This is a genomic window from Priestia sp. Y58, from assembly GCF_029522095.1.
GTDB classification, from domain to species: Bacteria; Bacillota; Bacilli; order Bacillales; family Bacillaceae_H; genus Priestia; species Priestia megaterium_E.
Genome location: NZ_JAKWFL010000005.1, coordinates 14,602 through 40,138 on the forward strand (window position 1 = coordinate 14,602; position 25,537 = coordinate 40,138).

General features: G+C 37.2%; 30 protein-coding genes. 12 read left to right on the top strand and 18 right to left on the bottom strand.

Annotated elements, in window-relative coordinates:
• Positions 1–12: 12 nt before the first annotated feature.
• The gene (locus MMB68_RS15975; protein ID WP_221783954.1) at positions 13–867 is read right to left on the bottom strand and encodes a MurR/RpiR family transcriptional regulator; all 855 of its coding nucleotides are present in this window, start codon (positions 865–867) and stop codon (positions 13–15) included.
• A 215-nt stretch (positions 868–1,082) separates the two neighbouring features.
• On the opposite strand from MMB68_RS15975, the gene MMB68_RS15980 reads away from it, so the two are divergent.
• The 3 genes from MMB68_RS15980 (at position 1,083) to MMB68_RS15990 (ending at position 3,537) form a co-directional block, all read left to right on the top strand.
• On the top strand, positions 1,083–2,633 hold the full coding sequence (locus MMB68_RS15980; RefSeq protein ID WP_221783953.1) for a glycoside hydrolase family 10-like protein: 1,551 nt from the start codon (positions 1,083–1,085) through the stop codon (positions 2,631–2,633).
• Positions 2,634–2,722: 89 nt separating this feature from the next.
• The gene (locus MMB68_RS15985; protein WP_277549181.1) at positions 2,723–3,214 is read left to right on the top strand and encodes an NUDIX hydrolase; all 492 of its coding nucleotides are present in this window, start codon (positions 2,723–2,725) and stop codon (positions 3,212–3,214) included.
• Positions 3,215–3,354: 140 nt separating this feature from the next.
• Entirely contained in the window at positions 3,355–3,537 is a 183-nt protein-coding gene (locus MMB68_RS15990) for a CsbD family protein (protein ID WP_013055716.1), read from the top strand.
• Positions 3,538–3,567: 30 nt separating this feature from the next.
• On the opposite strand, the gene MMB68_RS15995 is transcribed toward MMB68_RS15990, so the two are convergent.
• The 3 genes from MMB68_RS15995 to MMB68_RS16005 form a co-directional block, all read right to left on the bottom strand.
• Positions 3,568–4,227 (bottom strand): haloacid dehalogenase type II, encoded by a 660-nt coding sequence (locus tag MMB68_RS15995; RefSeq protein ID WP_264408937.1) that lies wholly within the window; start codon positions 4,225–4,227, stop codon positions 3,568–3,570.
• A 128-nt stretch (positions 4,228–4,355) separates the two neighbouring features.
• Entirely contained in the window at positions 4,356–4,829 is a 474-nt protein-coding gene (locus MMB68_RS16000; protein WP_264408936.1) for a hypothetical protein, read from the bottom strand.
• 222 nt (positions 4,830–5,051) lie between these two features.
• The gene (locus MMB68_RS16005; protein ID WP_014461305.1) at positions 5,052–5,219 is read right to left on the bottom strand and encodes a hypothetical protein; all 168 of its coding nucleotides are present in this window, start codon (positions 5,217–5,219) and stop codon (positions 5,052–5,054) included.
• A gap of 148 nt (positions 5,220–5,367) precedes the next feature.
• Here MMB68_RS16005 and MMB68_RS16010 point away from each other — a divergent pair, with 148 nt between their 5' ends.
• On the top strand, positions 5,368–5,817 hold the full coding sequence (locus MMB68_RS16010) for a staygreen family protein (RefSeq protein WP_221783947.1): 450 nt from the start codon (positions 5,368–5,370) through the stop codon (positions 5,815–5,817).
• Between the two features lie 26 nt (positions 5,818–5,843).
• Here MMB68_RS16010 and MMB68_RS16015 read toward each other — a convergent pair whose 3' ends face one another.
• From MMB68_RS16015 to pgsB, 6 genes are all read right to left on the bottom strand, one after another.
• Complete coding sequence (locus tag MMB68_RS16015) at positions 5,844–7,406, bottom strand: gamma-glutamyltransferase family protein (RefSeq protein ID WP_277448202.1); 1,563 nt, start codon at positions 7,404–7,406, stop codon at positions 5,844–5,846.
• A gap of 123 nt (positions 7,407–7,529) precedes the next feature.
• Positions 7,530–7,733 (bottom strand): CapE family protein, encoded by a 204-nt coding sequence (locus tag MMB68_RS16020; protein ID WP_014461308.1) that lies wholly within the window; start codon positions 7,731–7,733, stop codon positions 7,530–7,532.
• Between the two features lie 20 nt (positions 7,734–7,753).
• Entirely contained in the window at positions 7,754–9,316 is a 1,563-nt protein-coding gene (locus tag MMB68_RS16025) for a gamma-glutamyltransferase family protein (protein WP_264408934.1), read from the bottom strand.
• A 29-nt stretch (positions 9,317–9,345) separates the two neighbouring features.
• The gene (locus MMB68_RS16030; RefSeq protein ID WP_028412240.1) at positions 9,346–10,542 is read right to left on the bottom strand and encodes a CapA family protein; all 1,197 of its coding nucleotides are present in this window, start codon (positions 10,540–10,542) and stop codon (positions 9,346–9,348) included.
• A 40-nt stretch (positions 10,543–10,582) separates the two neighbouring features.
• A complete protein-coding gene (gene pgsC / locus MMB68_RS16035; protein WP_013055707.1) occupies positions 10,583–11,032 on the bottom strand; it encodes a poly-gamma-glutamate biosynthesis protein PgsC in 450 nt (149 codons plus the stop codon).
• A gap of 16 nt (positions 11,033–11,048) precedes the next feature.
• Complete coding sequence (gene pgsB / locus MMB68_RS16040) at positions 11,049–12,230, bottom strand: poly-gamma-glutamate synthase PgsB (protein ID WP_014461310.1); 1,182 nt, start codon at positions 12,228–12,230, stop codon at positions 11,049–11,051.
• Positions 12,231–13,138: 908 nt separating this feature from the next.
• On the opposite strand from pgsB, the gene MMB68_RS16045 reads away from it, so the two are divergent.
• The 5 genes from MMB68_RS16045 to MMB68_RS16065 all read left to right on the top strand — a co-directional run bounded on the left by MMB68_RS16045 (position 13,139) and on the right by MMB68_RS16065 (position 15,414).
• Positions 13,139–13,792: a hypothetical protein gene (locus MMB68_RS16045; RefSeq protein WP_264408933.1), complete on the top strand. Its 654-nt coding sequence runs from the start codon at positions 13,139–13,141 to the stop codon at positions 13,790–13,792.
• An 84-nt stretch (positions 13,793–13,876) separates the two neighbouring features.
• Positions 13,877–14,467, top strand: a complete 591-nt coding sequence (locus MMB68_RS16050; protein ID WP_264408932.1) for a TetR/AcrR family transcriptional regulator — start codon at positions 13,877–13,879, stop codon at positions 14,465–14,467.
• A 42-nt stretch (positions 14,468–14,509) separates the two neighbouring features.
• Positions 14,510–14,851, top strand: a complete 342-nt coding sequence (gene sugE, locus MMB68_RS16055; protein WP_025749661.1) for a quaternary ammonium compound efflux SMR transporter SugE — start codon at positions 14,510–14,512, stop codon at positions 14,849–14,851.
• Position 14,852: 1 nt separating this feature from the next.
• Positions 14,853–15,167 (top strand): DMT family transporter, encoded by a 315-nt coding sequence (locus MMB68_RS16060; protein WP_264408931.1) that lies wholly within the window; start codon positions 14,853–14,855, stop codon positions 15,165–15,167.
• A gap of 73 nt (positions 15,168–15,240) precedes the next feature.
• On the top strand, positions 15,241–15,414 hold the full coding sequence (locus MMB68_RS16065) for a twin-arginine translocase TatA/TatE family subunit (protein WP_013055701.1): 174 nt from the start codon (positions 15,241–15,243) through the stop codon (positions 15,412–15,414).
• Between the two features lie 28 nt (positions 15,415–15,442).
• Here the strand turns inward: MMB68_RS16065 and MMB68_RS16070 are convergent, their stop codons facing one another.
• The 8 genes from MMB68_RS16070 to MMB68_RS16105 all read right to left on the bottom strand — a co-directional run bounded on the left by MMB68_RS16070 (position 15,443) and on the right by MMB68_RS16105 (position 22,244).
• Entirely contained in the window at positions 15,443–16,975 is a 1,533-nt protein-coding gene (locus tag MMB68_RS16070) for a diguanylate cyclase domain-containing protein (protein WP_277448200.1), read from the bottom strand.
• Between the two features lie 373 nt (positions 16,976–17,348).
• Complete coding sequence (locus MMB68_RS16075; protein ID WP_014461317.1) at positions 17,349–17,576, bottom strand: helix-turn-helix domain-containing protein; 228 nt, start codon at positions 17,574–17,576, stop codon at positions 17,349–17,351.
• A 4-nt stretch (positions 17,577–17,580) separates the two neighbouring features.
• The gene (locus MMB68_RS16080; RefSeq protein WP_013055696.1) at positions 17,581–17,727 is read right to left on the bottom strand and encodes a YvrJ family protein; all 147 of its coding nucleotides are present in this window, start codon (positions 17,725–17,727) and stop codon (positions 17,581–17,583) included.
• Entirely contained in the window at positions 17,720–18,331 is a 612-nt protein-coding gene (locus tag MMB68_RS16085) for a sigma-70 family RNA polymerase sigma factor (RefSeq protein WP_264408929.1), read from the bottom strand. The genes MMB68_RS16080 and MMB68_RS16085 overlap by 8 nt, the downstream gene beginning before the upstream one ends.
• A 441-nt stretch (positions 18,332–18,772) precedes the next feature.
• A complete protein-coding gene (locus MMB68_RS16090) occupies positions 18,773–19,216 on the bottom strand; it encodes a TlpA family protein disulfide reductase (protein WP_013055693.1) in 444 nt (147 codons plus the stop codon).
• Between the two features lie 119 nt (positions 19,217–19,335).
• Positions 19,336–19,878: a peroxiredoxin gene (locus MMB68_RS16095; protein WP_014461319.1), complete on the bottom strand. Its 543-nt coding sequence runs from the start codon at positions 19,876–19,878 to the stop codon at positions 19,336–19,338.
• A 574-nt stretch (positions 19,879–20,452) separates the two neighbouring features.
• Positions 20,453–21,439, bottom strand: coding sequence for a Gfo/Idh/MocA family protein (locus MMB68_RS16100; RefSeq protein ID WP_277549182.1), 987 nt, complete (start codon positions 21,437–21,439; stop codon positions 20,453–20,455).
• Between the two features lie 172 nt (positions 21,440–21,611).
• Positions 21,612–22,244, bottom strand: a complete 633-nt coding sequence (locus MMB68_RS16105) for an NAD(P)-dependent oxidoreductase (protein WP_221783933.1) — start codon at positions 22,242–22,244, stop codon at positions 21,612–21,614.
• A 424-nt stretch (positions 22,245–22,668) separates the two neighbouring features.
• On the opposite strand from MMB68_RS16105, the gene MMB68_RS16110 reads away from it, so the two are divergent.
• From MMB68_RS16110 to MMB68_RS16120, 3 genes are all read left to right on the top strand, one after another.
• Positions 22,669–22,866 (top strand): cold-shock protein, encoded by a 198-nt coding sequence (locus MMB68_RS16110; protein ID WP_013055689.1) that lies wholly within the window; start codon positions 22,669–22,671, stop codon positions 22,864–22,866.
• Positions 22,867–22,997: 131 nt separating this feature from the next.
• The gene (locus MMB68_RS16115; protein WP_269870527.1) at positions 22,998–23,777 is read left to right on the top strand and encodes an ABC transporter ATP-binding protein; all 780 of its coding nucleotides are present in this window, start codon (positions 22,998–23,000) and stop codon (positions 23,775–23,777) included.
• On the top strand, positions 23,774–25,501 hold the full coding sequence (locus tag MMB68_RS16120; RefSeq protein ID WP_277549183.1) for a putative ABC transporter permease subunit: 1,728 nt from the start codon (positions 23,774–23,776) through the stop codon (positions 25,499–25,501). Before MMB68_RS16115 ends, MMB68_RS16120 begins: the two co-directional genes overlap by 4 nt.
• The last annotated feature ends 36 nt before the right edge of the window (positions 25,502–25,537 follow it).

Genomic DNA, 25,537 nt, shown 5'->3' on the forward strand with positions numbered 1-25,537 from the left:
TCTCGTTTCCCCCTACCTCTTTATTTTTTGAATTACATTATGTGTATCGATTATGCGTTCAAACACTTGATTGCCTTTTTGAATACATAACCGTATAAACATCGCATCTACAATGGCTAACTGAGCAATACGAGCGCTCATCGTTCCAATTCGAATATGCTGCTCTTCTACTGAAATAGTCAGCAGAATATCAGCTAATCTAGAAGCTGGAGATGATCCGTGCTGCGTTAGCAAAATAACGGCTGCTCCTTTATCTTTGGCTATTTGCATCAGCTCCACCACTTCTTTTGTTTGACCTGAAGTGGATACCACAAACAGCACATCATCTTTTGTCATATTCGTAGCCATCACCATTTGAACATGACTATCTAATGAAAACAGAGCCGAAATATCAATTCGAAGCAGTTTATACTGAGCATCTAGCGCAACTACAGATGACCCTCCTGCTCCGTATAAAAACACTCGTTTCGCTCCATGAATAGCTTCCGCAGCTGCATCAATTGCAGAAGAGCTCACTAGCCGGCTTGTGTTCATAAGTGCGCTCATACTTTTGCTCATGACTTTTTCAAGCACGGCTTCGGTCTCGTCTTCGAAATTAACAGGAAGATTCGGCAGCTGCTCGGTATTCACCTTATGGGCATCTTTTGCTAATTCAATTTTTAACTCTTTAAAACTATTGATCCCTACACGCTGACAAAAGCGAATAATCGTAGCTTCGCTGCACTGACACTGCTTCGCTAGCTGTTTGGTGGTTAGGTTCAACGTGGTCGTAGGATTTTCTAACACGTAATCAGCTACTCTTCCTTCAGCAGGACTATAATGATTCATTTGTGCATCGATTAAAGTAAGTACGGAAAATTGGCGCATGAATTCCTCCATCGTTAAGTAACGTATTTCTAAAATATTCTTTAAATTACCATTATTATATTTTTTCTGAAGTTTAATTTCAATGTTTTTCTGATATTTTTAAAACTTTATTTTATTTTTCAGAATATTTTATTAAAATCTATTGTGAATATAACGACCGCATGCTATATTATGAAAGAAATTTTATCTCAACCAAAAAAGAAGGAGGAACGAACATGCATATTAAAAAATGGGTTGGAGGCATCTTGTTTTTACTGCTGTTCTGTTCGAGCACATTACCTGCTAAAGCAGACGTACCTACTACGTATCAAAAACGGGAGCTTCGAGCGGCTTGGATTGCAAGCGTATACAATATTGACTGGCCTTCTCAGCCTGGTCTTCCCGTTGAGCAGCAGAAAAAAGAGTTTACTTATTTGCTAGATGAAGTACAAAAGATGGGGATGAATGCTGTGGTCGTTCAGATTAAACCTACCGCTGATTCCTTTTATCCCTCGAAATATGGCCCGTGGTCAGAATATTTAACCGGTACACAAGGAAAAAATCCTGGCTACGATCCCCTGGCTTTTATGGTGGAGGAAGCACACAAGCGCAACTTAGAATTCCACGCATGGTTTAATCCTTACCGCATTACAATGAATCATACTGATTTAAACAAACTTGCCGATAATCATCCTGCCAAACAACATCCTGATTGGGTCGTCTCCTACGGAAAACAACTCTACTACAACCCAGGTATTCCAGAAGTGAAAAATTTTATTATTGAAGAAGTGCTCGAAGTCGTAAGAAACTATGATATTGATGCTGTTCATATGGACGACTATTTTTATCCTTACAAAATTGCAGGTCAAACGTTTCCAGATCAAAAAACATATGAAACCTACGGTGCTCAAACGTTTTCCAATATTGAAGACTGGCGACGTGACAATGTTAATCAGCTTGTTCGAGATTTAAATACGTCTATTAAAAAAACAAAATCATACGTGAAGTTTGGCATCAGTCCGTTCGGCGTATGGCGAAACATCGCTAATGATCCAACCGGCTCTGAGACGACTGCTGGACAAACAAACTACGATGATTTGTATGCAGATACGCGTACATGGATTCAAAATGGATACATTGATTACATCACTCCGCAAATTTATTGGAATATCGGATTTGAACCCGCTGCTTACGATACGCTGCTCAACTGGTGGAGAGATGAAGTTCGCGGAAAGCCAGTCCACCTCTATATTGGACAAGCTGCTTACAAAATTAATAACAACGCGGTGGAAGCTTGGTCTGATCCCGATGAGTATCCAAGGCAAATTGCTCTAAATCACCAGTTTCCAGAAGTACAGGGGAGCATGCATTTTAGCCTGAAAGATTTGAACCGAAACCCGCTAGGAATAAAGGACAAGCTGCAAAACGATATTTATAAACATCCTGCTCTTATTCCTTCAATGCCTTGGCTTGATAATGTAGCCCCAAAAGCACCAAAATTAAAAAATGCGGGCCCTCATACAAAAGAACCAGCATTTGAAATTCGAGATCACCAGCAAAATGATTCCGCTTATTATGCCATTTATCGCTTCCAAGGCAATAAAAAAGGCGATATTAACAACGCAGAAAACTTGCTGACAACCGTTCGAAAAACAGGAGAAAAACAATTGTTTGTAGATCAAAACGCACTCAAAAATCAAACATACACATATGTTGTAACCTCTGTTGACCGTTTGCATAACGAAAGTGCTGTTTCCCGCACGCTTACTGTAAAAGCATCTCATTAAAAAAGGTTCTATAGCAAAATGTATGGTAGGATAAAGAAATCAAATGATGCTTTATCAAGCCATTCTGTTATAGAAAGTAGTGAAAAAAGATGGAAGCAAACTATGATCGCGCTTTTGGCGTATATGGAATTTGTATGCGAGATAACAAGCTGCTTGTTATTCGAAAAAATAGGGGCCCGTATATTCATCGCTTTGATTTGCCAGGCGGACAGCTAGAGCACGGTGAAACATTAATAGATGCAATGAAAAGAGAATTTAGTGAAGAAACAGGCTTTGAAATTACTATTATTTCTCAAGCGGGCACAACGGATTTTCAGTATCCCTGTAAGTGGAAAGAATTTACCCATGTACATCACATTGCCGTTTTTTATCACGTAGATATTGCCGGCGGTGAGCTTCTTTCCAACCCCGTCCAGTTTGAAGGACAGGATTCTTTAGAAGCATTGTGGATCCCACCGCAAGATCTTAACATCGATAATGCTTCGCCTCTTGTTCTAAAAGCAGTGGAATCTTTAAGCTTATTATCATGGCCTTATGAATCTCAGATTTATGATGAATGGGAACTTAAAACCTCCGAATGATGATAGTGACTAAACATTACTTTTGAATATCGCAGGCTTAGCTTCTGTTTAGGCCAAAATCAGAAAATATGTTTAATTCCTTTCTAATGGTGGAATAGACAAGTAACACTACTTAATCACTAATAGAAAGGAAGATTAAAATGAGTAAAGGTTTAGGAGATAAAATTAAAGGAAATGTATCAAAAGCTAAAGGTGAAGTAAAAGATCAAGTGGGAAATGCAACAAATAACCGCGACCTTCAGCGTGAAGGAAAAGCTGAGAAAACAAAAGGAAATGCTCAAAAAGCAGTAGGTGAAACAAAAGATACATTTAGCAATAAATAAAAAAGGACGAGCTTAATGCTCGTTCTTTTTTTATTTAATAAGCTGATTTAAGCTTTTAATGATTACGTTTGGCTGCAACTCTTTATGCTCAGCTACATTTCCTTTTCGGTTAACCCAAGCCGCTGCGAACCCGTAGTTTTTAGCACCGGCAATATCCCATGTATTCGATGACAGAAACAATACTTCTTCTCTTTTTGCATTCATTTTATTTTTTGCATAATGATAGCTTGCCATTGTAGGCTTGTACTGTTTGATTTCGTCTACGGAAATAACGTCTTCAAATAAATGATTCATATTGTGATAAGAAACAAGCGGATCAATCATGTGCTTAGGACCATTCGTAAAAATAGCCAGACGATATCCTTTTTCTTTTAAATAGGCGAGCACCTCTTTGACCTCATCGTAGACATTCAGCTTCATGTAAGCACTCATCAGCATTTTTTCTTCATGTTCCGTTAAATCAATATCATTTGCTTCTGCTGCATATTTCAGGGATTGATTTGTTAATGTATAAAAGTCAATGTATCGTCCCATCAGCTGATATTGCATGGCGTATTCAATTTGCTTCAAACGCCATAAATGGCTAATACTTTCTCCCCGCTCCGGATACAGCTTATCACACGTTTCAATAACGGTATGTACATCAAACAGTGTTCCATATGCATCAAATAAAATCGTTTTAAATTTCATCTGTGTTCGCCTCCTTCTTTCATTTTACCCACTCGTAAAAAAACATAACGTTTTTTCTGTTAAAAAAGAGGCATATTACCAGCTGAGGTATGCTCATTTCTTATGAAGAGAAAAAACAGCAGGCTCTCCTACTGTTTATAATCCCACACGACTTTCCATTCTCCTTTTTCACGAACAGCATACACTTTCTGCACCAAATCAAAGTTTCCATATTTCCCTTTATACGTTTGGATAACGGTCATTTCGTAAACAACAGGAAACGCTTTACGATCATTTTCCATCTTCCAGCTCTTTCTTTTTTCAACACCTTCAATGGAATACGTAAAAGTGTCTACTCCGAAATGATTGAGAAATACGTGTGCTCGATCTTGTATGTATGCACCTTTTGTCCACTTCTTTTTCATGGACGAATGAAAAAGGTTCCATGATTCCGAAAAGTTCCCTTCCTGTTCTAGCGTATAAAATTCTTTTACAGCAGATTTGGCTTGATGACTCGGAGAAAAGAATGTAAATTGAAATATCCAAACTCCCAGCGCAATCACAGCAAGAAACACAGCTACTCCTAAACTTCGCTTCAAAAGCAGTGTTTTTTTTCGATACAAGTAAAAAGCCCCTTTATCAAAAATGCAGTATACAACAGCTTATTCGATATCGGGGCTTTTTAGTATTGCCGGACTAAACTTATCAGGCATATCTTTAAAAAAGAGATTGAGACATAACTACATACATGAAATCTACGTTCACCCTAACCATAAAAGATCCGAACGATTCATCGTTCGGATCTTCCTTCAACTAAACTACGTTTGTCACAGTCTCTTTCTGCGCTATACAATGTGAAAAGCCATTTGCATGGCTGCTAAAAAGCCGACGAACACAAGGCCCGTCACGAGACCCTCTTTCCAATCTGGCCGATCCCCTCGAACAAATTTAGCAATATCATACGATAGCATGGCTGCTAAAAAAATCGTTAAAACAATATACAGCGGCTCCATCTTCTATCACCCACTATTTCTTTTCTTCAGTGTAACAACTTTTTCATAAGTATGCATGTAAGAAAAGCAGCTTAAAATTCTTGACGAATGTGTGAAATTTCTCTTTTTTATGCATAAACTACTTAAAAGCGTGAAAGGAAGATGCCCTTTGTCTGCTTTTAATCCTCAGCAATTTAGCGTCACATACCGGCAAGGAAGCACGCCCACCTTTCCTTTTATTGGGCGACGCTATACCCTCACACATTCTGAACAAACAGACGATTTATTTCTTTGGATCGACGAAAAGTTTGCTGTTGATCAATTAAATGAGCAGCGAAATGAGCTTTTTGCCGAATGGCTCCACAAAGACGGTGTTGATACACTGTATGTATACGTATTTATTGGAAATGAACAAACGGAAAAATCCGTTCAAGCCATACGATATGCTATTTTCAAACAAGAAATGCCTTACTTGCTAAAAGCATTGCGCTACGGTGATGCCACGTTTTTCAACGCTCACCCTGCTTTAGATCGTTCCCCCATTTACGTACATTTTCATTCCAGTGACAAAGAATTTCGTTCCATTCGATATTTTCAAACGCCTTCTCACTATGCCTAAGCATATGAGAAGGGATCTTTACTTCGTTAATCTCCTGTTTTCCAAACTCCATTTCTTCTAGGGTCTCCCGCTCCTTCCATTTGTTTATCTTGAAAATTAATGGTTAACGCTTGGATACCTCCATAAAAGACGTCGCTTTCCTTTGTTTCTATTCGAAACGCAGAAGGAATATTTTTTGTATTTAAATCAGGCTCTACATAAATAGTCGAATCGTCAAAAATAAATCTCGGTTCATTTACAGCTTTTTGAAGCGGTTCATTTCCTTCAAGATTTTTAGAAAGTACCTGAGTTAAAATTTGAGGAATCCGTGTTCCGCCTGGAGAACCTATTCCCATCGCCCACTCGCCTTTTTCTCTTATAATAGTTGGAGCCGTAAAGGTTCTTGCTCTTTTTCCCGGCTCACGATTATTCGGTTCTTTGCTTCCAAACGTATCAGCATTGTTATTAAGAAAAAAGCCGTCAACTTGTTCCCCTGTACCAAAGAAGTTACTTAACGTATTGGTTGTAGATACGACGGTTCCTTCTGAATCAATAACTACAAAATGTGTTGTACTTTCGTGTTCTTCATCGCCTTCACCTGAAGAACGTGTCGGGTGATTGACCAGGTTTGTTATATAATCATCACTAACTAACTCACTTGAGTTTTGATTATGAAAGTCAGGATCGCCGATTTGTTTTAAGCGGTCGGAGTAAGCTGCTTTTTTAATTCTGTTCATCGTTTCGTAATAGTCTTTATCAGGCTTGGTTTCAAGATTTTCTTTCTCTGCCATTTTTAACATTTGAATAAGTGTAATTCCGGAAAAAGGCGGAGGCGCTGAAATCACTTCCGTTCCATTGTAAGCAGAAACGACAGGCTTGGTTTCTGTCACTTGATAGGAAGATAGGTCTTTTTTAGAAATAGGCGTTGCATCAGCAAGATCTTGTGCCATATCTCCTTTATAAAATGCAGATGCACCTTCTCGCTGAATCTTAATTAACGTTTTAGCCAACACTGGCTGCGACAGCGTTTCTCCTTCTTCGATTGCTTCTCCCTTTGGATAAAAAGCGGATAGATCGGCTACATCCATCCTTCCTCTAGAGTAATACAATCGAGAAGATAAAAGAGAGTCTACTTCAAACCCTTTTTCAGCGTATTCAACAGCCGGCTGAATCAAATCACTCATTGATTTTGTACCATACTTCTGCTGAATATATTCCATACCAGCGACAAATCCCGGCACGCCGTTTTTACCACTCATAGAAGTTGGAGCGGTTTCCCGGTAATCGATAAAGGTAGCAGGCTGATCTTTTTTGGCAATCAGCATACCTCCACCTCCGCCAATTCCAGATCCAAAAGGTTCGACTACATTGAGGGCATACGAAATAGCAATGGCCGCATCTACTGCATTCCCGCCTTCTTTTAATACGTCCATCCCTACATTTGCTGCCAGAGAATTAGAAGAACTCACACCATAAGAATGATCATTATTTTTTTTAAGCAGCTTTTCAGGACTAAGGTCTGTACTCGATTGAGTCATAAAAAAAGCGACTATAACGCAAATTAATAATAAAAAAGCCATAATATTAAACAACAGTAATTTTTTATTCACATCTTACCCTCCATTTTTACTCATCTGTATATTTTGTGAAGCGCTTTCATTTTTATCCATACATTACATTGCACACAAAAAAGACATCGTCTAGGACGATGCCTTTTTGTCACTACCTAAGATTTATTTTCCAGAAGCTGCCGCAGCATCATTTACTGCATCTGTAGCAGCAGATTTTGTTTGTTCAATCATTTTTACGTTATTTTCAATTTTTTGCTGTTCATCTGTTGAAAGAGTAGCCGGATGTTTTAAAGCTCCAAGTCCTGCTACTACTCCTGCTACAATAGCAATTGGTCCTACAATCCCTACGATTCGTTTTGCGATCATTTTCTATTCCTCCAATTAAGTTAGTCTGTACTTTTTTCCCATAAACCGTGGCGGCGCGGATCAGCGTCACCTTGAATTTTGTTTTTCTTTAAGTCTTTCACAAGTGCTTGAACGCCTCCGTAAAACATCGCGTTATCATTGTTTTTTAAGTCATAGCCGTACGTTTTTAAACCATCTTTAGTTGACTGTTTAAGCTTAGCTTCTGAATAAAACTTATGAGAATCAAAAATGACACGCTTGTTTTCTACTGCGTTTTTAATGGAATCTTTGTCTTCAAAATAATCCCCAATTACTTGCGTTAATACTTGAGGAATGCGATTTCCTCCCGGTGTGCCAATGGACATTACCCATTCATCACCTTCACGAATAATGGTAGGGGCTGTAAATGTTCTTGGACGCTTACCAGGTTGACGCTTATTAATTCCTTCTCCAAACGTATTGAGTGTATTATTTAAAAAGAATCCATCTACATACTCACCGCTGCCGAAGAAATTACTCAGCGTATTTGTTGTTGATACAACGGTTCCTTCACCGTCCATGACAACAAAATGAGTGGTACTTTCATGTTCTTCGACGTCGCTTACTTTTGTATGATCTGTTTCAGTATTATTTAATTTATTACGAAGTAAATGCACGTAATGATCGTCGATCCAATCATTTGGCGTTTCTTTTATAAAAGCCGGATCGGCAATTTTTTTCAAGCGGTCTTGATAAGCTACTTTTGAAATTTGACCAAGAAAATGATAATAAAGACTAGGATGCGATTTCTTCAGCTTCCAAATATCTTCTTGATCCGTCATTTTTAACATTTGAATGAGCGTAGCACCAGCAAAAGGCGGAGGTGCTGAAATAATTTGATGACCTTTATAATTCGTTGATAGAGGTTTCCGCTCAACAGGCGCATACTTTCGCAAGTCTTTGTGACTTACTTTTGTTTCTTCTGTAATATCGTCTGCAATTTTCCCTCTATAAAAAGCATTTGGCCCTTCTTCCTTAATCTTTTGCAGCGTGTTCGCTAATTCATGCTGTTTGACAATTTCACCTGTGTTAATGGCGTCCTTATCTGGATAAAAGCTAGGAATTTCATCTTCATTCACATTACCTTTGTATGAAACCAGCCTATCGTGCAAATCTTTGTCCACTTTGTACCCATTCTCGGCATAGTTAATGGCCGGGTCGATTAGTTTGCTCATCGACAGAGATCCGTAGTGGTGCTGAATATAATCCATACCAGCGACGAACCCTGGTACGCCAATCTCATCTTCTTTATCATTCTTAGGTGCAATTTCTCGGTAGTCAATAAATGTTGGAGAGGCATCTGCTGGATCAATCAGCATTCCGCCGCCTCCCCCAAGTCCTGATCCGTACGGTTCCACAACACCAAGCGTGTAGGAAATGGCAATAGCTGCATCAACTGCTGTACCGCCTTGTTTAAGAATTTCCATACCTACTTTTGTGGCGCGAGGATCTGAAGTACTTACTGCATATTCTTGTTTTGGAAACATAAATTGATAAACACATACACCTACTATGAGTGAAAAGATGACAATGGAAACAATAATCGTATTACGTTTATTTATCATCTTTTACCTCCTCTGTGTATGACGGGCTATTAGTTAGCTTGCGCTTCTTTCTTTTTGCGCTCCTCTGCATGTTTTATAATGCGAGAATGATCTAAGTTTAATTCAAACTTGTTTCGTTCTTTTTCTAACAGTTCAGGGTTTGAAGAAAACTTGTTTAAATCGTTATAAATACGCTTCATGCGCCAAGGGTTATCTGTTGGAGTTGGTGTACCTGCTTTAATAACCATTGGAATAACATCAATTTTAGCTTGGCCCTGCTTGTTTAAATGATACTGAACCATCGCTGTATTTTTCGTACTTGACCACCCTTGGTCAAAAATAAAGTTTCCTAAGCTATAGAAAATAACCGAACCTTTATATACGTCATATGACTGTAGAACGTGCGGATGGTGACCGATGATAATGTCCGCACCAGCGTCTACCATCGCTTTTGCTAGTCCTTCTTGACGAGGACTTGGCTGTGCATCGTATTCTTCACCCCAGTGGGCATTTACTACAACTAAATCAGCATTTGCTTTCGCTTGCTGAATCGTGCTGAAAATAAGATCCGGGTCTGCTTTTAAAATACCTGGGTTGTTTTTTCCAGCCGACATTCCGTCTGAATGTACATCCGTAAAACCTACGGTTGCAATGCGGATGCCGTCAGCATCTTTATATGAAATATGCTTTGCTTCTTCAGAGTTACGGCCAGCACCAACAAAATCTAATTTGTTTGCTTCAAAAGTAGAGATCGTATCTTCTAACCCTTTTGCACTGTAGTCCATTGAATGGTTATTCGCTAAGTTTAATACGTCGAAACCTGCATTTTTAACGGTCGCTAGATCAGCAGGCTTACTATATAAATGAATACCTTTTTCCATTGCTTTATATGAATCTACGTCATTTGTTAAAATCGGCGTTTCGTAGTTCCCGCTTACGTAATCCGAATTTTTAAAGAACGGCTCCACGTTGCGGAATACAAAATCTTCTCCGTAGCGTTCAGTTACTTCTCTTACATGGCGACCCATCATAATGTCTCCGACCATAGTCATCGTTAAATCATTATTGGCCTCTGGATTAGCCGTCTCAGGGTTTTCAAGAGCATCCGAACGCTCCATCCATCCTGAAAGAGCTAAAATTACGATTAAAATTGGCGTTAAGATAAGAGCTTGCTTGCCTGTTGTAGGCTTTGTTTTCTTTATAAACATCAATACTTTTTCTTGAAAGTTTAATTTTTTCTCTTTCAACGCTTTCACCTTCCTTTACCAGCTGCGGTTTGTTTGTGTATTAAAATAAATAATAAACTTGCATAATTCCAAATGTTACACCACTTAATAAAACCGTTGTTCCAACTGTTAAAGGAAGACCTTGCTTTTGCATTGTATTTGCAATTAAGCCCGGTACAATGATACCAATTCCGCGTAATTCAAACACTTCAAACGGCAAGATCGGGAAGAAATAATCAAATGCAACTTTAATCACAATACCCGTAATTAACATCGCTGTAAATTTGCGACGTCCATATAAAATAACTACTTTTGAGATTCCGTACACGACGATAACATACGTTAAAATACTAATTAAGAAAATCATTAAAATGGTAATTGGCTGATCAAATACAAGAGCTAAATACCCCGGTACGATAAGACCGGCTGGCAATACGCCCGTTTTTTCTGTGAAAATTAAGCTTAGTGTAACCCCTAACACAAGGGCAATATATAAATCTGATCCGAACATGAAATGGCCTCCTAGATTAAACTGCTTTTCTCATCTTTTTCATTTCAATAATAGCTTCAACAAGCGGCTCGGCTGAACCGTGGATATTTCCGACACCGTATACAATACGATCTTTTAAATAAGGCTTCATGCGCTCTAAAATTTCTTCTGTAGAAGCGCCTTCCATATCCCAGAATTCTTTTGTTGGCAATTCGCCTCTCTGGTGTGCAGCAGCGATTGGTGAGGTCGTCTGACCAATTGCAATCATTACGTCCGCTTCAATGTATGGCATTACATCTTCAGCAAATTGCTCCGTGCGATCTACACGGTCCGGACGGCAGTTCATAATGACAATAGGAAGCTTTTCACTATAGTTCATTGAATCTACACGTTCCCAAATACGAAGCGTGGAAGAAGCGTCGTTGGCAGCAAATCCATTTACTAAAAATGCTGGATTTTTTTCATCGCCGAACGTTGTAATTCTCATAGCTCCTGGGTCAGGCTGGGCATTTAGCATTCCTCTCATCGCTGTTTCAGCATCGATACCAAGTGCTTCTGCTACTGCTAAACCGATGGAAGCATTATCAGGGAAAACCATATAATCAAATTCACGTAAATACGCTTCAGATACTTTATCATTGTCAGCTACAATAACCTTTGTGTTGCGCTCTGCAGCTATTTTTTTATAGTATTCCAAATATGGGCCTTCAATCGTAACAAGGTGGCCATCATAAGGAATAGTAGCAGTGAACGCTTGAGCAACTTCATCTAGAGTTGGACCCATTACATCCATGTGATCTTCTAGTACGTTTACAATAACGCCTACCTTGGCTTGAATCAGCTGATTTTGGAATGTGATTTGATAATCAGGCTGTACCGCCATACATTCACAAATAAGAGCTTCCGCGCCAATATCGGCAACTTCATTTACCACTCGTCGCTGTTCTCCAATGTTCGGACCTTCTTTACGACGAATAATTGGTTCTTCTTCACTTGTATGCCAGTAGATCATACGCGCTTGTGTTCCTGTCGTTTTCCCTACTGTTTTATAACCTGCTTCTTTTACAATACCTGTAATCAATCGTGTAACGGTGGATTTTCCGCGAATACCATTAACATTCACTCGTACAGGAATTGAATGCAGCTTGCGTAAATGTCTGCGATACTCCCAAACGCCATACCCTACTAAAAATAGGCAGCATAGGATAATTAAGATCATGTTTCATTCTTCTCCTTCCAAACTTCTCCTGTTGGATACGTTATGAATGCTTTTGATTCATAATGATAGATATACGATTTCATAGTTTCACTCCCTATATATATGTATGGGAGCTAATCAATTAACAGCGCTAGCATGCTGCTAAAACACCTGCTTTGAAAAATGGACTCGAGTACCAATTTCAACAGCTCTAAAACTATCATCTGCGCTCATTAGTGGTCAATAGCTCAAATGTTATATATTCTTACAATTCCGATTGTCTATTCACAGAATTAAAAACTCATCGTTTTATTTAAAATTTACAGAATAGGTCTAAAGTTTATTTACCTAGAAAAATCCCATACGTACCTTTTTTTACCATAACAACAGGAATATTTTATACATCACTCTTACAGTTAACACACGGAAATATTACGTAATTAAAAATTTCTTAACTTTAGAAAACGTTTTGTAATATAAAGATGGGATAAAATATATTTTATTACATTAATTACTTTTTATGGATATACCAATTGAATTTGTCTAACAACCGTACTTGTAAGGATGATAGATAGATATAAAAGTAAAAAAAATACATTTTCTTATCATTTTCCGCTTACATTTAACTTACTTAGATAGAAAGGACATTAAATATTTTTTTCTAATTATATAAGCATTTAGACTCCATATGTTCCTAGTTCTTTTGTTGTTGTTTTATAGATTCCCTTTATTTAATAATCAATTCAGTAAATCTAAATCTCTTGACTATGGCCTCTTTTCCTATTTTTATTTCAATATTTTCTGAATCTTTCTACCGATAAAGGTAGCTTTTGTCCGATAAGATTGCCTAGAAAAATGCATGATTTCTCACTTTTTTGGCATATGATGTTATCATAAAAAGAAGAAGTATCACCAAAAGGAGGAAAACAATGGTTGATACAATCCTTTATTTTCTATTTTCTTTTTGCTATATCGTCCTGTTTTTCTTTAGCATATATGTAGTACGAAAAAACACTTCGCCGTTTTACATGCTTTTTCTTCCTTTAGTAATAGCTGGACTAATTTACGATAATATAATGATTGGGATTGGTTCATTTATCGGTGAAGGCGATACTTTACGTTCACTCAGCATGCTTCGCTTTTGGTTTCACGCTTTATTTACCCCTACTTTGGTGCTCTTTGCTTATGGCGTAGCGAAATACTCGACGATTACATGGGCTAAAAAACCTGTGGCCGGCATTCTTTTTTTGCTAACTACGTTTGCCTTAATCGGCTATGAAATAATCGAGACGATTAGTCAGCGCATGGAAGTTGTACGTGAATATGGCATTGTTCGCTATACGTTAGTGGGATCATCCGGTCCCCCTCTTATGGTTCTCATTGTGGCGATTATTTTGCTTTTCGTTGGAATTTCCTTATTTCGCAAGACCAGGTGGAGCAGTATGATGATTGGAGTAGCCGTGATGATTATAGGAAGTGCCGTGTCAATTCCTATACCAAGCACAGCCGTAACAAATACGTTTGAGCTTATTTTTATCTTCTCTTTATTTCTAACTCAGCGTCATTTAGTGAAAATACATTAAAAAGAAGCGATTCCCTTGCTTCTTTTTTTTATATTTGATATCTTTTACCTAACGACCGTTAGTTAGATTGAGGAGGAGCTTTTCTTGAGTGAATTATCAACTGTAGAAAAAATTAGAGCTGCAGCAATGGAGCTCTTTGGAGAAAAAGGCTATACAGAAACATCGCTTGCTGATATCTCATCAAAAGTAGGCATAAAAAAACCTTCCCTGTACGCTCATTTTAAGAACAAAGACGACTTATTTTTACTAACCGTGCATGATTTAATGAATTTACTTTTAACAAAGTTATCTATTATATACGAACAGCATAAAACAAAGTCTGCTAAAGAACAGCTTCACTGCTTTGTTGTAGATTTCTGCACGATGATTGAAAAAGATTCTTTTGGCCAGATGTACCGTCGTCTTATTTTGTTTCCACCTGAACATTTGCAGTCGGAAGTAAAAGCTATTTTCTTAAGAAGCGAACGATTGTCTGATCAAATTCTGCATGCTATTTTTACACAGGGAATGGCTGAAGGCGAAATAATTGAACGTCCCATTGATTTGTATATCAATAGCTTTTATTGTTTAACCGACGGACTGTTCATTCAGCGCTTTTATTATGAACCAGAGTATTATGACCAAAAAATCCACGATGCTTGGACAATATTTTGGGAAGGCATACGTGCTAAATAGGCCCTGTAAAAAGGGCTTATTATTATGTAAGGAGGAATTAAAATGGCTTGGATTTACCTTATTATCGCTGGTTTGCTCGAGATTGTATGGGCAATCGGCTTAAAATATTCACACGGATTTACTGAATTAACTCCAACAATCATTACGATCGTCACAATTGTCATCAGCTTTTATTTCTTTTCAAATGCCTTAAAAAAAATTGCTGTGGGAACAGCTTATGCAGTGTTCACTGGTATAGGAGCTGCTGGCACAGCGATACTTGGAATGACCGTTTTAGACGAAGGCGCAAATATTGGAAAGATTTTATTTTTAGGATTAATGATCTTTGGAATCATCGGTTTAAAGTTAATTTCTACTGAAGAAACAGAAAGAGAGGAATCTTAACATGGCTTGGATTGCATTAATAGCTGCCGGTTTTTGCGAAGTGGGATTTGTGATTTTCTTAAAACTTTCAAATGGATTTAAGCGATTGTTTCCTTCGATTGGATTTATCCTTTTCGGTGCAGGAAGTTTTTATTTTCTCTCCTTAGCGTTAAAGGAAATACCTCTTGGAACAGCTTACGGTATATGGACGGGCGTAGGAGCTGCCGGAAGCGTACTTCTTGGCATGCTTTGCTTTCGCGAAGCAAAAGATATGCGTCGAATTTTATTTATTTTTTGTATTGTAGCAGGTGTAATCGGCCTTAAAATCACTGGATAAGGGTGTACTACTTCCCCTCTTTTCATGCTATACTAAACTTGTAAACACTTTCAAAAAATAGGAGACGATGACAATGAACCTTGGGTTTGGAGAAATTGCCTTAATTGTATTTGTCGCTCTATTGCTTTTTGGTCCAAAGAAACTGCCGGAATTAGGCAAAGCTGCTGGAAAAACGTTAAAAGAGTTTAAAAATGCTACAAAAGGAATTATGGAAGAAGACGAAAAAGAAAAAGCCCCTCCTAAATAAGATGCTTATATCTCTTTTAAAAGCTGACTCAAACGTTTGAGTCAGCTTCTTTGTGGTGAGAATATACTGAAATTCGATTTCGACCCGTACGCTTTGCTTCATATAAAGCCTGATCTGCTCCATGGATAATTGAAATCGGCGGTATGTTTTCGGATGGAACGACCGTCGTTATTCCAACGCTGATTGTGATACACTTAAACACTTCAGAAGCCTGGTGGACAATTCCACGCTGCTCCACTTGCTGTCTAATAGCTTCTGCCATTTTTATCGCTTCATATTGATTAGCTCGAGGAAGCAATATACCAAACTCTTCTCCTCCGTATCTTGCGACAAAAGCCGATTCGTCAAAGACAACGCTTTTAGCGATATTCGCTACTTCTTTTAAGCATTCGTCTCCTTGAATATGGCCATAGGTATCGTTATATGCTTTAAAATAATCAATATCAAATAAGAGAAAAGAAAGCGGCTCTTTTTCTTTCTGTGCGTATTCCCACTCCATTTCCAGCTGTTTATCAAGAGATCGGCGGTTGTTCAGACCCGTTAAGCCATCTTTCATGGACAGCATTTCAAGCTTTTTATTGGCTTTGCGAAGATCACACTCAGCCTTCTTTTTCTCCGTAATATCTCGATATTCCCAATAGTGGCCAATATACACATGACCTTCATAGATTGGAATGTAGTCACGCGCATAAATTTTACCGTTAATAAACGTAATTTCTTCATCTACTATTGACTCTTTTGAATAAACAGTGCTTTCTACCGTTTTTAAAAACCTAGCAGGATCTTTCAACATAGGAGCGTGAGATAAAAACAGCTGATTACTTTTCAATCCAATGTATTGATTAGGAGGTCCGGGTATATCAAACATGTCACAAAAAGTTTGATTAATAACGGCTACTTCGCGCTCTGGCGTTTCAATCATGGTACCAGTCTTTGCGTTTTGAACCATAACCGAAAACATTTTAGACAGCTTTTTATGCTGACTTGTCGTTACTCGGGATACATATATATATCTGCCTACCAGATACACTAAACCCCCACCTATAAAAGAAGCAGGCAGTAAATAGATGATAGTTGTAGCAGCGTGCTTGATATCTTTAAAAAGAAAGGACAATGAGAAAAATACGCAAAGCAAGCTGATCGAATTCATTAATTGAAAACGAATAAATGGACGATAAGGTAAGCGAACCGTCCACCCAGACAGTAAAGCCATTACAATAATTGTAGCTGCCCCTATTATTCCGCTTTCCGTAATTCCAAACAAAAGCAAACGCATTACCCCTATAATACAAGCCGCAATAACAGCGGGTACCATTCCTGCATAAAGACAAACAATTGTCACCGCTAAAAAGCGAAGGTCAAGAATAATAGTAGAATCTATTTTAATTGTATATATCATTAAAATGCTGCCTAATAGTCCGTAAGAACATCCGTAATAAATTAAGCGATACATTTTGTACCGTTTTATTCCTTCTACTCTATAAATAATTTGCTCTCGAACTATACTCGCAGCAAACAAAAAAGAAATAATTAGCGTAATATTAAAGAGAAGCTGACTCACTTTATTCTTCACCTCTTTCCAAAAGCTAAAACAAAAAACAATAGGCTTCTTAGCTTACGTTTTGTTTACTGCTGCTTTTTTATAAATAGTGCTGTTTGATTTATCGAACAGCACTATTTTTTTCTTCATTAAATAAAACGCTTCTATACTATATTCGTTGCAGACAATCCTCTATACGAAAGAAACGACTTCCCTCTTTTCACATAAGAAATTCTACTTGTTAGTATACTACTAAACTCTATGTGTACACATCACCTTTTACCTTTTTTAAAATATTTATCCATTTTCTGTTTTTTGAATGTTCCACTGAAATGTAAGTAGTCGAAATGCGACAAAAATAAAAAAAGAGCGTCGATAAAACGAGCGCTCTTTTTTATTTTTGATGTAAAAATTCCCAAAGACCTGGCGTTTGAGAAAAATCGAAGGTCTTAACAGCGGAAAGAATTTTAACCTTTAAATCTTGCTTTACGTCGTCTCTATCATGCAGTGAAAAGCTTTGAACAGCTTTATTTATTTTGGGTTCCAGTTTTTTTAATAAACGCCTTGATGCTTCTTCATCTCCAGCTTTCACTTTATTTACAAGTTCGTATAGAGTTTCCATTTCTTCACTTCTTTCTTAGGTCAGTTGTTAATTCTTCCACTTTTTCTTCAAGTCGCTTTATATTATTTTCTACACGCAGTAATAAATAAAAAGAAAGGACAGCGGGAAATCCTACGTTTCCAACAAGTTGAAGCCACTGAGGATCAAACATATCTATCACTCACCTTCATAATTTTTTTTAACTTGCTTAGCGCACGTTGATAATGATTAGAAACCGCTTGCTGAGAAATAGAAAAATAAGCAGCGATTTCTTTATGAGTCCAGCGTTCGACAATAATCAAGTGCAGCATACACTGCTGCTTGGCCGTTAATTGGCGAAATGCATGATGAAGCATACGATTTTCAAGTTGATTTCCTAAAAATTCATGCTCCCATACAGCTCCGTCCTGTACTCCTAGCATATCTTCAACTGTTCGATTTCCATCTAGAAGAGCCGGCTGCTGCAGGCGAAGAGGAATATAAGAACGCTCTTTTTCTTTTACACGCATAACATCTCTGGAATAATGTCTGCAAAGCTTGTTAATATAATGAAGCAATCTAACTTCGCTATAAAACTGATGAAATTCTTTGTTTAGAAGTCTTTGTTCTTTTGTATCATTTTTAACAACCGCTTTTTGTAATCGCTCATAGCGTTCTGGTGTCAAAAATGTATTCATTATATGAGTCTGAAGAGTTGCGCTGTGGTTTGTAAGAAATGTATGAAAAGTACATTCTTTGTCGTGCTGCTTTTCTTGCTGCGAATAGAGCTGAGTCATTGTGCAAATCTCCTCCTTTTTTTCTTATACTTATTAAAAAGGGAGAAAAGAGTAAAATAACAACACTAAAACGAACATTTGTTCTTATATAAATTTAACTATATTAGGTTTTTTATGTCAATATGATGAAAGGCTTATTAATGATTGAAATGACTCAGTAAAAAATAAAAAAAGAGATTGAGAGATAACGAAATGAATCTAATTTAAAGACGCACAAATAGGATACATGAGCTGATCCGCTTGTGACACGGCCGTTGATTTCCGTGCAAGACTTCGCTTTGCCCTCCAATCAACTGCTATAGGAACGAAACAGATGAAATCTACGTTCAGCATAGCAAAAAAAAACGAACCGCTAATCAAACATGTTGATCAGTGGTTCGTTTTTAACTTCGTCTAAAATATTTTTATCCCGGCCCTTTTTATTTCTTCTTCATGTAGAGATTATTCTTCGCCTAAGACGCGGTTGATACGTTTGCGAAGCATTGGCATTCCATTTCCACCCGCTTGGAAATGACGAAGCTGACCTTCTTTATCAAATACATAATATGCTGGTACATATTTATTTTCAAAAGCGTCTGTTAACTTATGCTCACTGTCTACATAAATTGGCTGAGTAATATCGTGTCCCATTGCCATTGCCTCAATAACACCCATATCTAAGTCATCTTCCGAACGAGGCATATGAACAGCTACAACATTCAATTGATCATCATACTCATCACGAAGATCATTAACTTCAGGCATTGCTTCTTTACATAAATGGCAGCTTACTGACCAAAAGTGGATAAGCGTTGCTTTATCACCTACTAAATCTTCCTTTGTTACTTCGTCGTTAATCCAAGATGTTGCTCCAGTTAATTCAGGCATTTGTTCACGTAATTTCATGTTAAAATCCTCCTCTATATTAATAAGACTGAATATTCAGTCTTTTATAATTAGAAAACTATCTTTTCTATTTTAATGGCAGCAGTAGAGGAATTTCCCCTCTACTCCACCGCTATTTATTAAAGTGTTTTTTGACCTGGTTTCCAGTTAGCTGGGCAAAGTCCGCCAGTTTGAAGTGCTTGAAGTACACGTAACGTTTCTTCTACGCTGCGACCGATGTTGTTATGGTTTACAACTGCGTATTGTAATTCACCTTCTGGATTAATAATAAACAATCCGCGAAGCGCTACACCTTCTTCTTCAATTAATACGCCGTAATCACGCGCTACTGCATGCGTTGGATCTGCAGCTAATGGATAATTCAAATCTCCAAGTCCATTATCTTTACGATCAGTGTTAATCCAAGCTAAGTGAGTATGAATTGTATCTGTAGAAACACCTACAACTTCAGCGTCTAGATCTTCAAACTCTTCGTAGTGATCTGATAGAGCTGTAATTTCTGTTGGACATACGAATGTAAAGTCCATTGGATAGAAGAATAATACTGTCCATTTACCATTTTTCATATTTTCTTCTAAACTTACTTTTCCAAACTCCTTATTTGCAAGTACCGCTTCCATCTCAAAGCGTGGTGCTTGTTTTCCTACCATACGTTCTGCCATGTCAAAACCTCTCCTTGTGCAATATATTTCACAAGCTTATGCTTGTATGTATTATTTTTAATGCAATCAGCGCTATTTACTATTTGATAACGATTATTAGTATCATTATAAACTAGGAATAACTATTGATTACACTCTTTATTATACACGAGCTATTATTATAGTCAATACTTTTTTATAATCATTTTAATCTAGGATTGATTATCGAATATTTTCCACTCTTTTTATTCTTTCCCTTGATCAATCCTATGTATGCAGGGATGAATGAACATAGAAGATACTAAAAAACTTCCCCTATTTCAACATATTTGCTTTTAAAGTGTGCTGCAGCAAGATTTCGAATCTCAATTATGCTCTTTATAACCACAATAAAAGAGAATGAGACATAACGATTTGAATCCAAGTTAGAGACAAACAAATGGTATAAATCATCTAATAAGCATCACTACTTGTTACTTGAAACCTGCTTTTACCCCACCCACGAAAAAATCCGATCGAGTTTGATTCTACATCAAGAATCAAACTCGGTCGGATTATCCTTCAACTAAACTATTTTTGTTCCAGCCTCTGTTATTTACTTCTTATCATTTGGATATACAAGACCAATTTGCTCTCGTACTTTATCCATTACGCGCATTGTTAGATACGAATTTTCATACGAATTTGTGTCCGATTCCGTCTTTCCTTGCTTTAACAGCTCTACGAACTCATTTATTTCATAGTACATAGCAGGATAAGGCTGATCGACCGTTAACTCTTCTACACGTCCGTTATTGTATCGAATTTCTACCTTTTCAGCGGTATGTATTTTGTCAATAATCATACTGCCTTTTTCTCCTTGAATTTCACTTGGTAAATGCGAATTTGTAATCTTAGAATACATGATGACCGCTTCGCGATCTTCGTACTCTAAAGCAACTGACCCTTCTCCATCTACTCCAGATTCTAGCATAAACGCCGTTGCCTTTATTTTATGAGGCCCTCCAAACAATGTAATCAGAGGATAAAGACAATATACGCCTAAATCCATTAGTGCACCGTTGGCAAGCTCTGGCTTAAAGGCATTAAGCACGATACCTTCTTTATATTTATCATAACGAGAAGAATACTGACAGTAAGATGCAACGTATTTCCGAATTGGACCAATTTTATGTAAGTTCTCTTGAATCACTTGGAAGTTGGGAAGAAGGGTTGATTTCATCGCTTCCATTAGTAACACCTTGTGATTTTTGGCTGTTTGAATCATGCGAGTTACTTCTGCTGCATTAGCTGCGAGCGGTTTTTCACACAGTACATGCTTGTTATTTTTCAAAAATAAGATAGCTTGTTCCGCATGATAAGCATTTGGAGTAGCAATATACACTGCATCAATTTCCGCACTCGCTGCCATTTCCTCTAAATCAGTAAATATATGAGGAATATCATATTTACCTGCAAATTCTTCTGCTTTTTCAATAGTTCGAGAATAAACAGCTGCAAGCTGAAAGTTGTCTACATACTGAGCTGATTCTAACAATCGATCTGTTATCCAGTTTGTTCCTATTACGCCAAAACGAATCATCTTTTCATCTCCTTTTTATCATCTATGTTGTATTGTATCGTTTTTAAAAAGAAAAACGAAGAAATAATAAAAAATCTATACCGTTTTCCATTGCTTTATATCTATTTTGTTCTATATAAAAAACAGCTCACAACAAATGTAAGCTGTTTCTCAATATGATTCAAACGTCAGCTTATGCTTTCTCACCCACTACAGCAAAACGTTCATTCACATGTTTTTTATTCTCTAACTCATCTATTAAAGCAATCGCGTAATCAGCATAGCTAATATAGCTTTCATTTTGACTATTTGTGATCACATGATCTTTTCCTAATTGATAGGCTCCCGTGCGAGCACCTTCTGCATCAAAAAAGGCTGATGGGCTTAAATAAGTCCAATTTATAGTCGACTTTTCAAGTTCTTTTAAACCTTTTCCCATGTTTGAAGCCGTTGGATAATAAGCTGCTGGAAAACCTTCTGTGCTCATTAAAGGCGTTGTTTTTTCTGCATCTACAAATAAACTTCCCGCTCCGCCCACTACTGCGAGTCGCGTTTGAACACCTTGAAATACTTTAATAAGTGATTGTATAGACTCAACGTGGAGCTGTTCGCTTCCAGGAGGTGCATTAAATGCATCTACCACAGCATCGAACTGTTCAATGTCTTTTGAAGTAATGGCAAAAATATCTTTTTCCATTACGTTTGTTTGATTTTTTAGTTTAGAAGCATTTCGAACAATGGCTGTTACTTCATGTCCTCTCTGTTTTGCTTCTTCCATAATTAATTGACCTGCTTTTCCTGTTGCTCCAATAACACCAATTTTCATTTTTATTCTCTCCTTTTATTTTAGTTGTAACCATTATAGTTACATATGACACAAAAAAATTTGAGCTTTTTATAGCACTGCTAATTCTTATCAGCTTGTTGTAACCATTATAGTTACAATCTATTCAATTTGTCAACCTCGCTATTCATTTTTTTTACGAGATAAAAGATTTTAGGGATTGCTAAAAATCCACAAAACAATAGCTTGTTTACTATTTCAAAATATATCCATATTTTCAACTTATTTTTATCTCAGAGTACTTTTTTATGAAAAAAGGTTTCTTTTTTATAAAAAAGTGTTATACTAGGTATATTATTTCTTGTTCGGTGTTAACAAATAGAAAGACTTTCTTTAAAGTGATTCTTATTGAAATTGAGCAGAGATAGTAATATATTCGTGGATTTTCCACACAGGAGGTACTACAATGGTACAAGGTAAAGTAAAATGGTTTAATGCAGAAAAAGGTTTTGGATTCATCGAAGTAGAAGGACAAGACGACGTATTCGTACACTTCTCAGCTATCCAAGGCGAAGGTTTCAAATCACTTGAAGAAGGTCAAGAAGTTACATTTGAAATCGAAGATGGAGCTCGTGGACCACAAGCTGCTAACGTTCAAAAGTAATTGATTAAGAAGCTGTCACTAATGTGACAGCTTCTTTTTATGCTCTTTTTTGGATTTTTTATTACATTTTATGAAACTTTATCCTTTTTCAATCGTATATGATAGTAGAAAAACAAATGAGGAGGATAAAGATGCACTCTATTTCACTATCAAATGTATCTAAAAGTTACGGTTCGTACAAAGCGGTAAAAAACATTAATTTAACCGTAGAAACTGGCGAACTATTCGGCTTTTTAGGCCCTAACGGTGCAGGAAAAACAACGACTATTAAAATGATGACAGGACTATTAGAACCTTCTTCCGGCTCTATTAATGTGTGCGGAATTAATGTGTGGGAGTCCCCTGTTGAAGCAAAACAAAAAATCGCCTACGTTCCTGATCAACCTACACTTTACTTAAAACTCACTGGTATGGAATACTTACAGTTTATTGCCTCTATTTTTAAATTATCTGCTGATGAATTCGAGAAACGCTCCAATAAATGGCTAAGCCTTTTTCAGCTAGAAGAACGAGCACATGAACTCATTGAAGGCTACTCACACGGCATGAAACAAAAAATAGCCTTATGCGGAGCGCTTTTACATAACCCTGAAATTATTTTTTTGGACGAGCCAACTGTAGGACTTGACCCCAAAAGCGCAAGAACGCTGAAGAATCTATTACGTACACTTTGCGATAATGGCGTAACGGTCTTTATCACTACTCATATTTTAGAAATTGCTGAACAGCTTTGTGATCGAATTGGCATTATTTTAGATGGAGAAGTTATTGCTTTAGGTTCCATGAAAGAGCTTAGAGAGCAAGCGAACAATGATCAGTCTACCCTCGAAGACATTTTCCTCAATTTAACAGGCAATGAAGAGCAGCAAAACATCATAGAAGAACTTGCAAAAGCCGGTGAAATTCAATGATGAAACTCTTGCTTCAAACAGAAGGAAAACTACTTCTTAATCATTTTAGATCTTCTAAAAAACAGGCATACGCCACGGTTGGGTTTTCTACTTTATTCATTGCTCTTATTGTGTATTTTTTATCAAAAGGCGTATGGAGAATCGCACCCTCTCTCTCTTTTGAGCTGATGGGCAGCTTATTTTCTTATAGCTGTTTATTATTAATAGGGATGCTGGTCTTAACGGGGATCCCACAGGTATTTAAAAACTTGTATTCTTCTTTGGACCTATCTTTTTTATTTACACTGCCCATTCCGACAAAACAGCTTTTTTGGGTAAAATATATTAAGAGTTTTCTTTCTACACCGTTGATAATGTTTTTTCTATTTTATATACCATTTATCGTATACGGTATTCGAGTTCATACTAACTTTTTATTTTACATTATTTCATTTGCAGTTTTATTAAGTACAGTGGTAACTGGACTTTCTCTTTGTTATTTACTTAACCTTATATTGGTTCAACTCATTCCTGCACAGAGAGCAAACGAACTTATGACAGCCATGAGTGCTTTATCAGGTGTCATTGTGTATGTATTATTTCAACTTCCTAATTTTAGTTCTAATGGAGCACCTTTTGAAAAAGCAATAGCAGGCCTTCCCTTATTTCCTACATGGACACCTTTTCACTGGGCAAGCATAGCGATAACTTCAAGTGCTAAAGGATCTGTTCATGCTTTTGTACCGGCGTTAAGTATTATGGTGTTAGCTTTTTTAAGTATTCTCTTATCTTCTTCTTTAGTGGAGAAAGGTTTTAGAACTGGATGGGTTCGTTTAAGTGAAGGAAAAGCAAAAAAGAGAGCTAAAATTTCATCAAGCAAAAAGTATAAAGTTCATCATCCGATTATGGTTATTGGTTTGACAGACTGGAAAAACATAAAAAGAGATTTGCGAGAATGGCTCGTTTTTATGCCTTTTGTATTCTTTCTTATCTTTCCTGCCGTTGGTTTTTTAAAAAGTGGAGCTACTTTAGAGAATTTAATTTCTTATAAAGATAACGTATGGCTCGGCGTACAAGTTTTTTTCCTCTTCTTTTACGCTCTCTTTAACGGATCAATGTCTGCCTCTTCCATCGCACGTGAAGCAGAAACAGCTTCACTTATAAAAAGTCTGCCGATTTCAAGTTGGCAACTCGCACTAGGTAAGCTGTGGATCAGCTGGCTGCTTCCTTTCATCCTGCTATCAACTATTGAAATTGTTCTGGGCTTGTTCATTCATTGGTCTGCTTTACAAATAATTGGTGGTATTTTGCTAAAAGGAATTTTAACCGTTGGAATTAGCAGTATCGGGATTTGGTTAGGTACCATTGGTGCTAAACACAACCCTAACAACCCTCAGAACCGTCTTACATTTGGTGTGTCGATTCTCTTAGCAATTTTAGCCTATGTGTATTTATTTATTGCCCTTATTCCATTTGCTTTACTAAACCTCCCTTCTTCATTTAAAGTATTTGCAGACGAACTTGCAGGAAGTGGATTCATTGGTTTCATAGCTGGTCTAGTTTCTAATTTGCTTTCATTTAAAATGGCACATCCTGCTATAACTTATCTAATAGGCATTGCTCTTATAATTATCTTTTCAGTAGGCATTGCTTTTCTGATGTTAAAACTTAGTACAATACGCTTAAAGAAAGGCATTCGAGTGGCAAAAGTACAATCACGTTCTACTTTAGGACGCCAGAGCTAAACAAAACATTTATAGAGATGAGGCACAGAGAAGAGT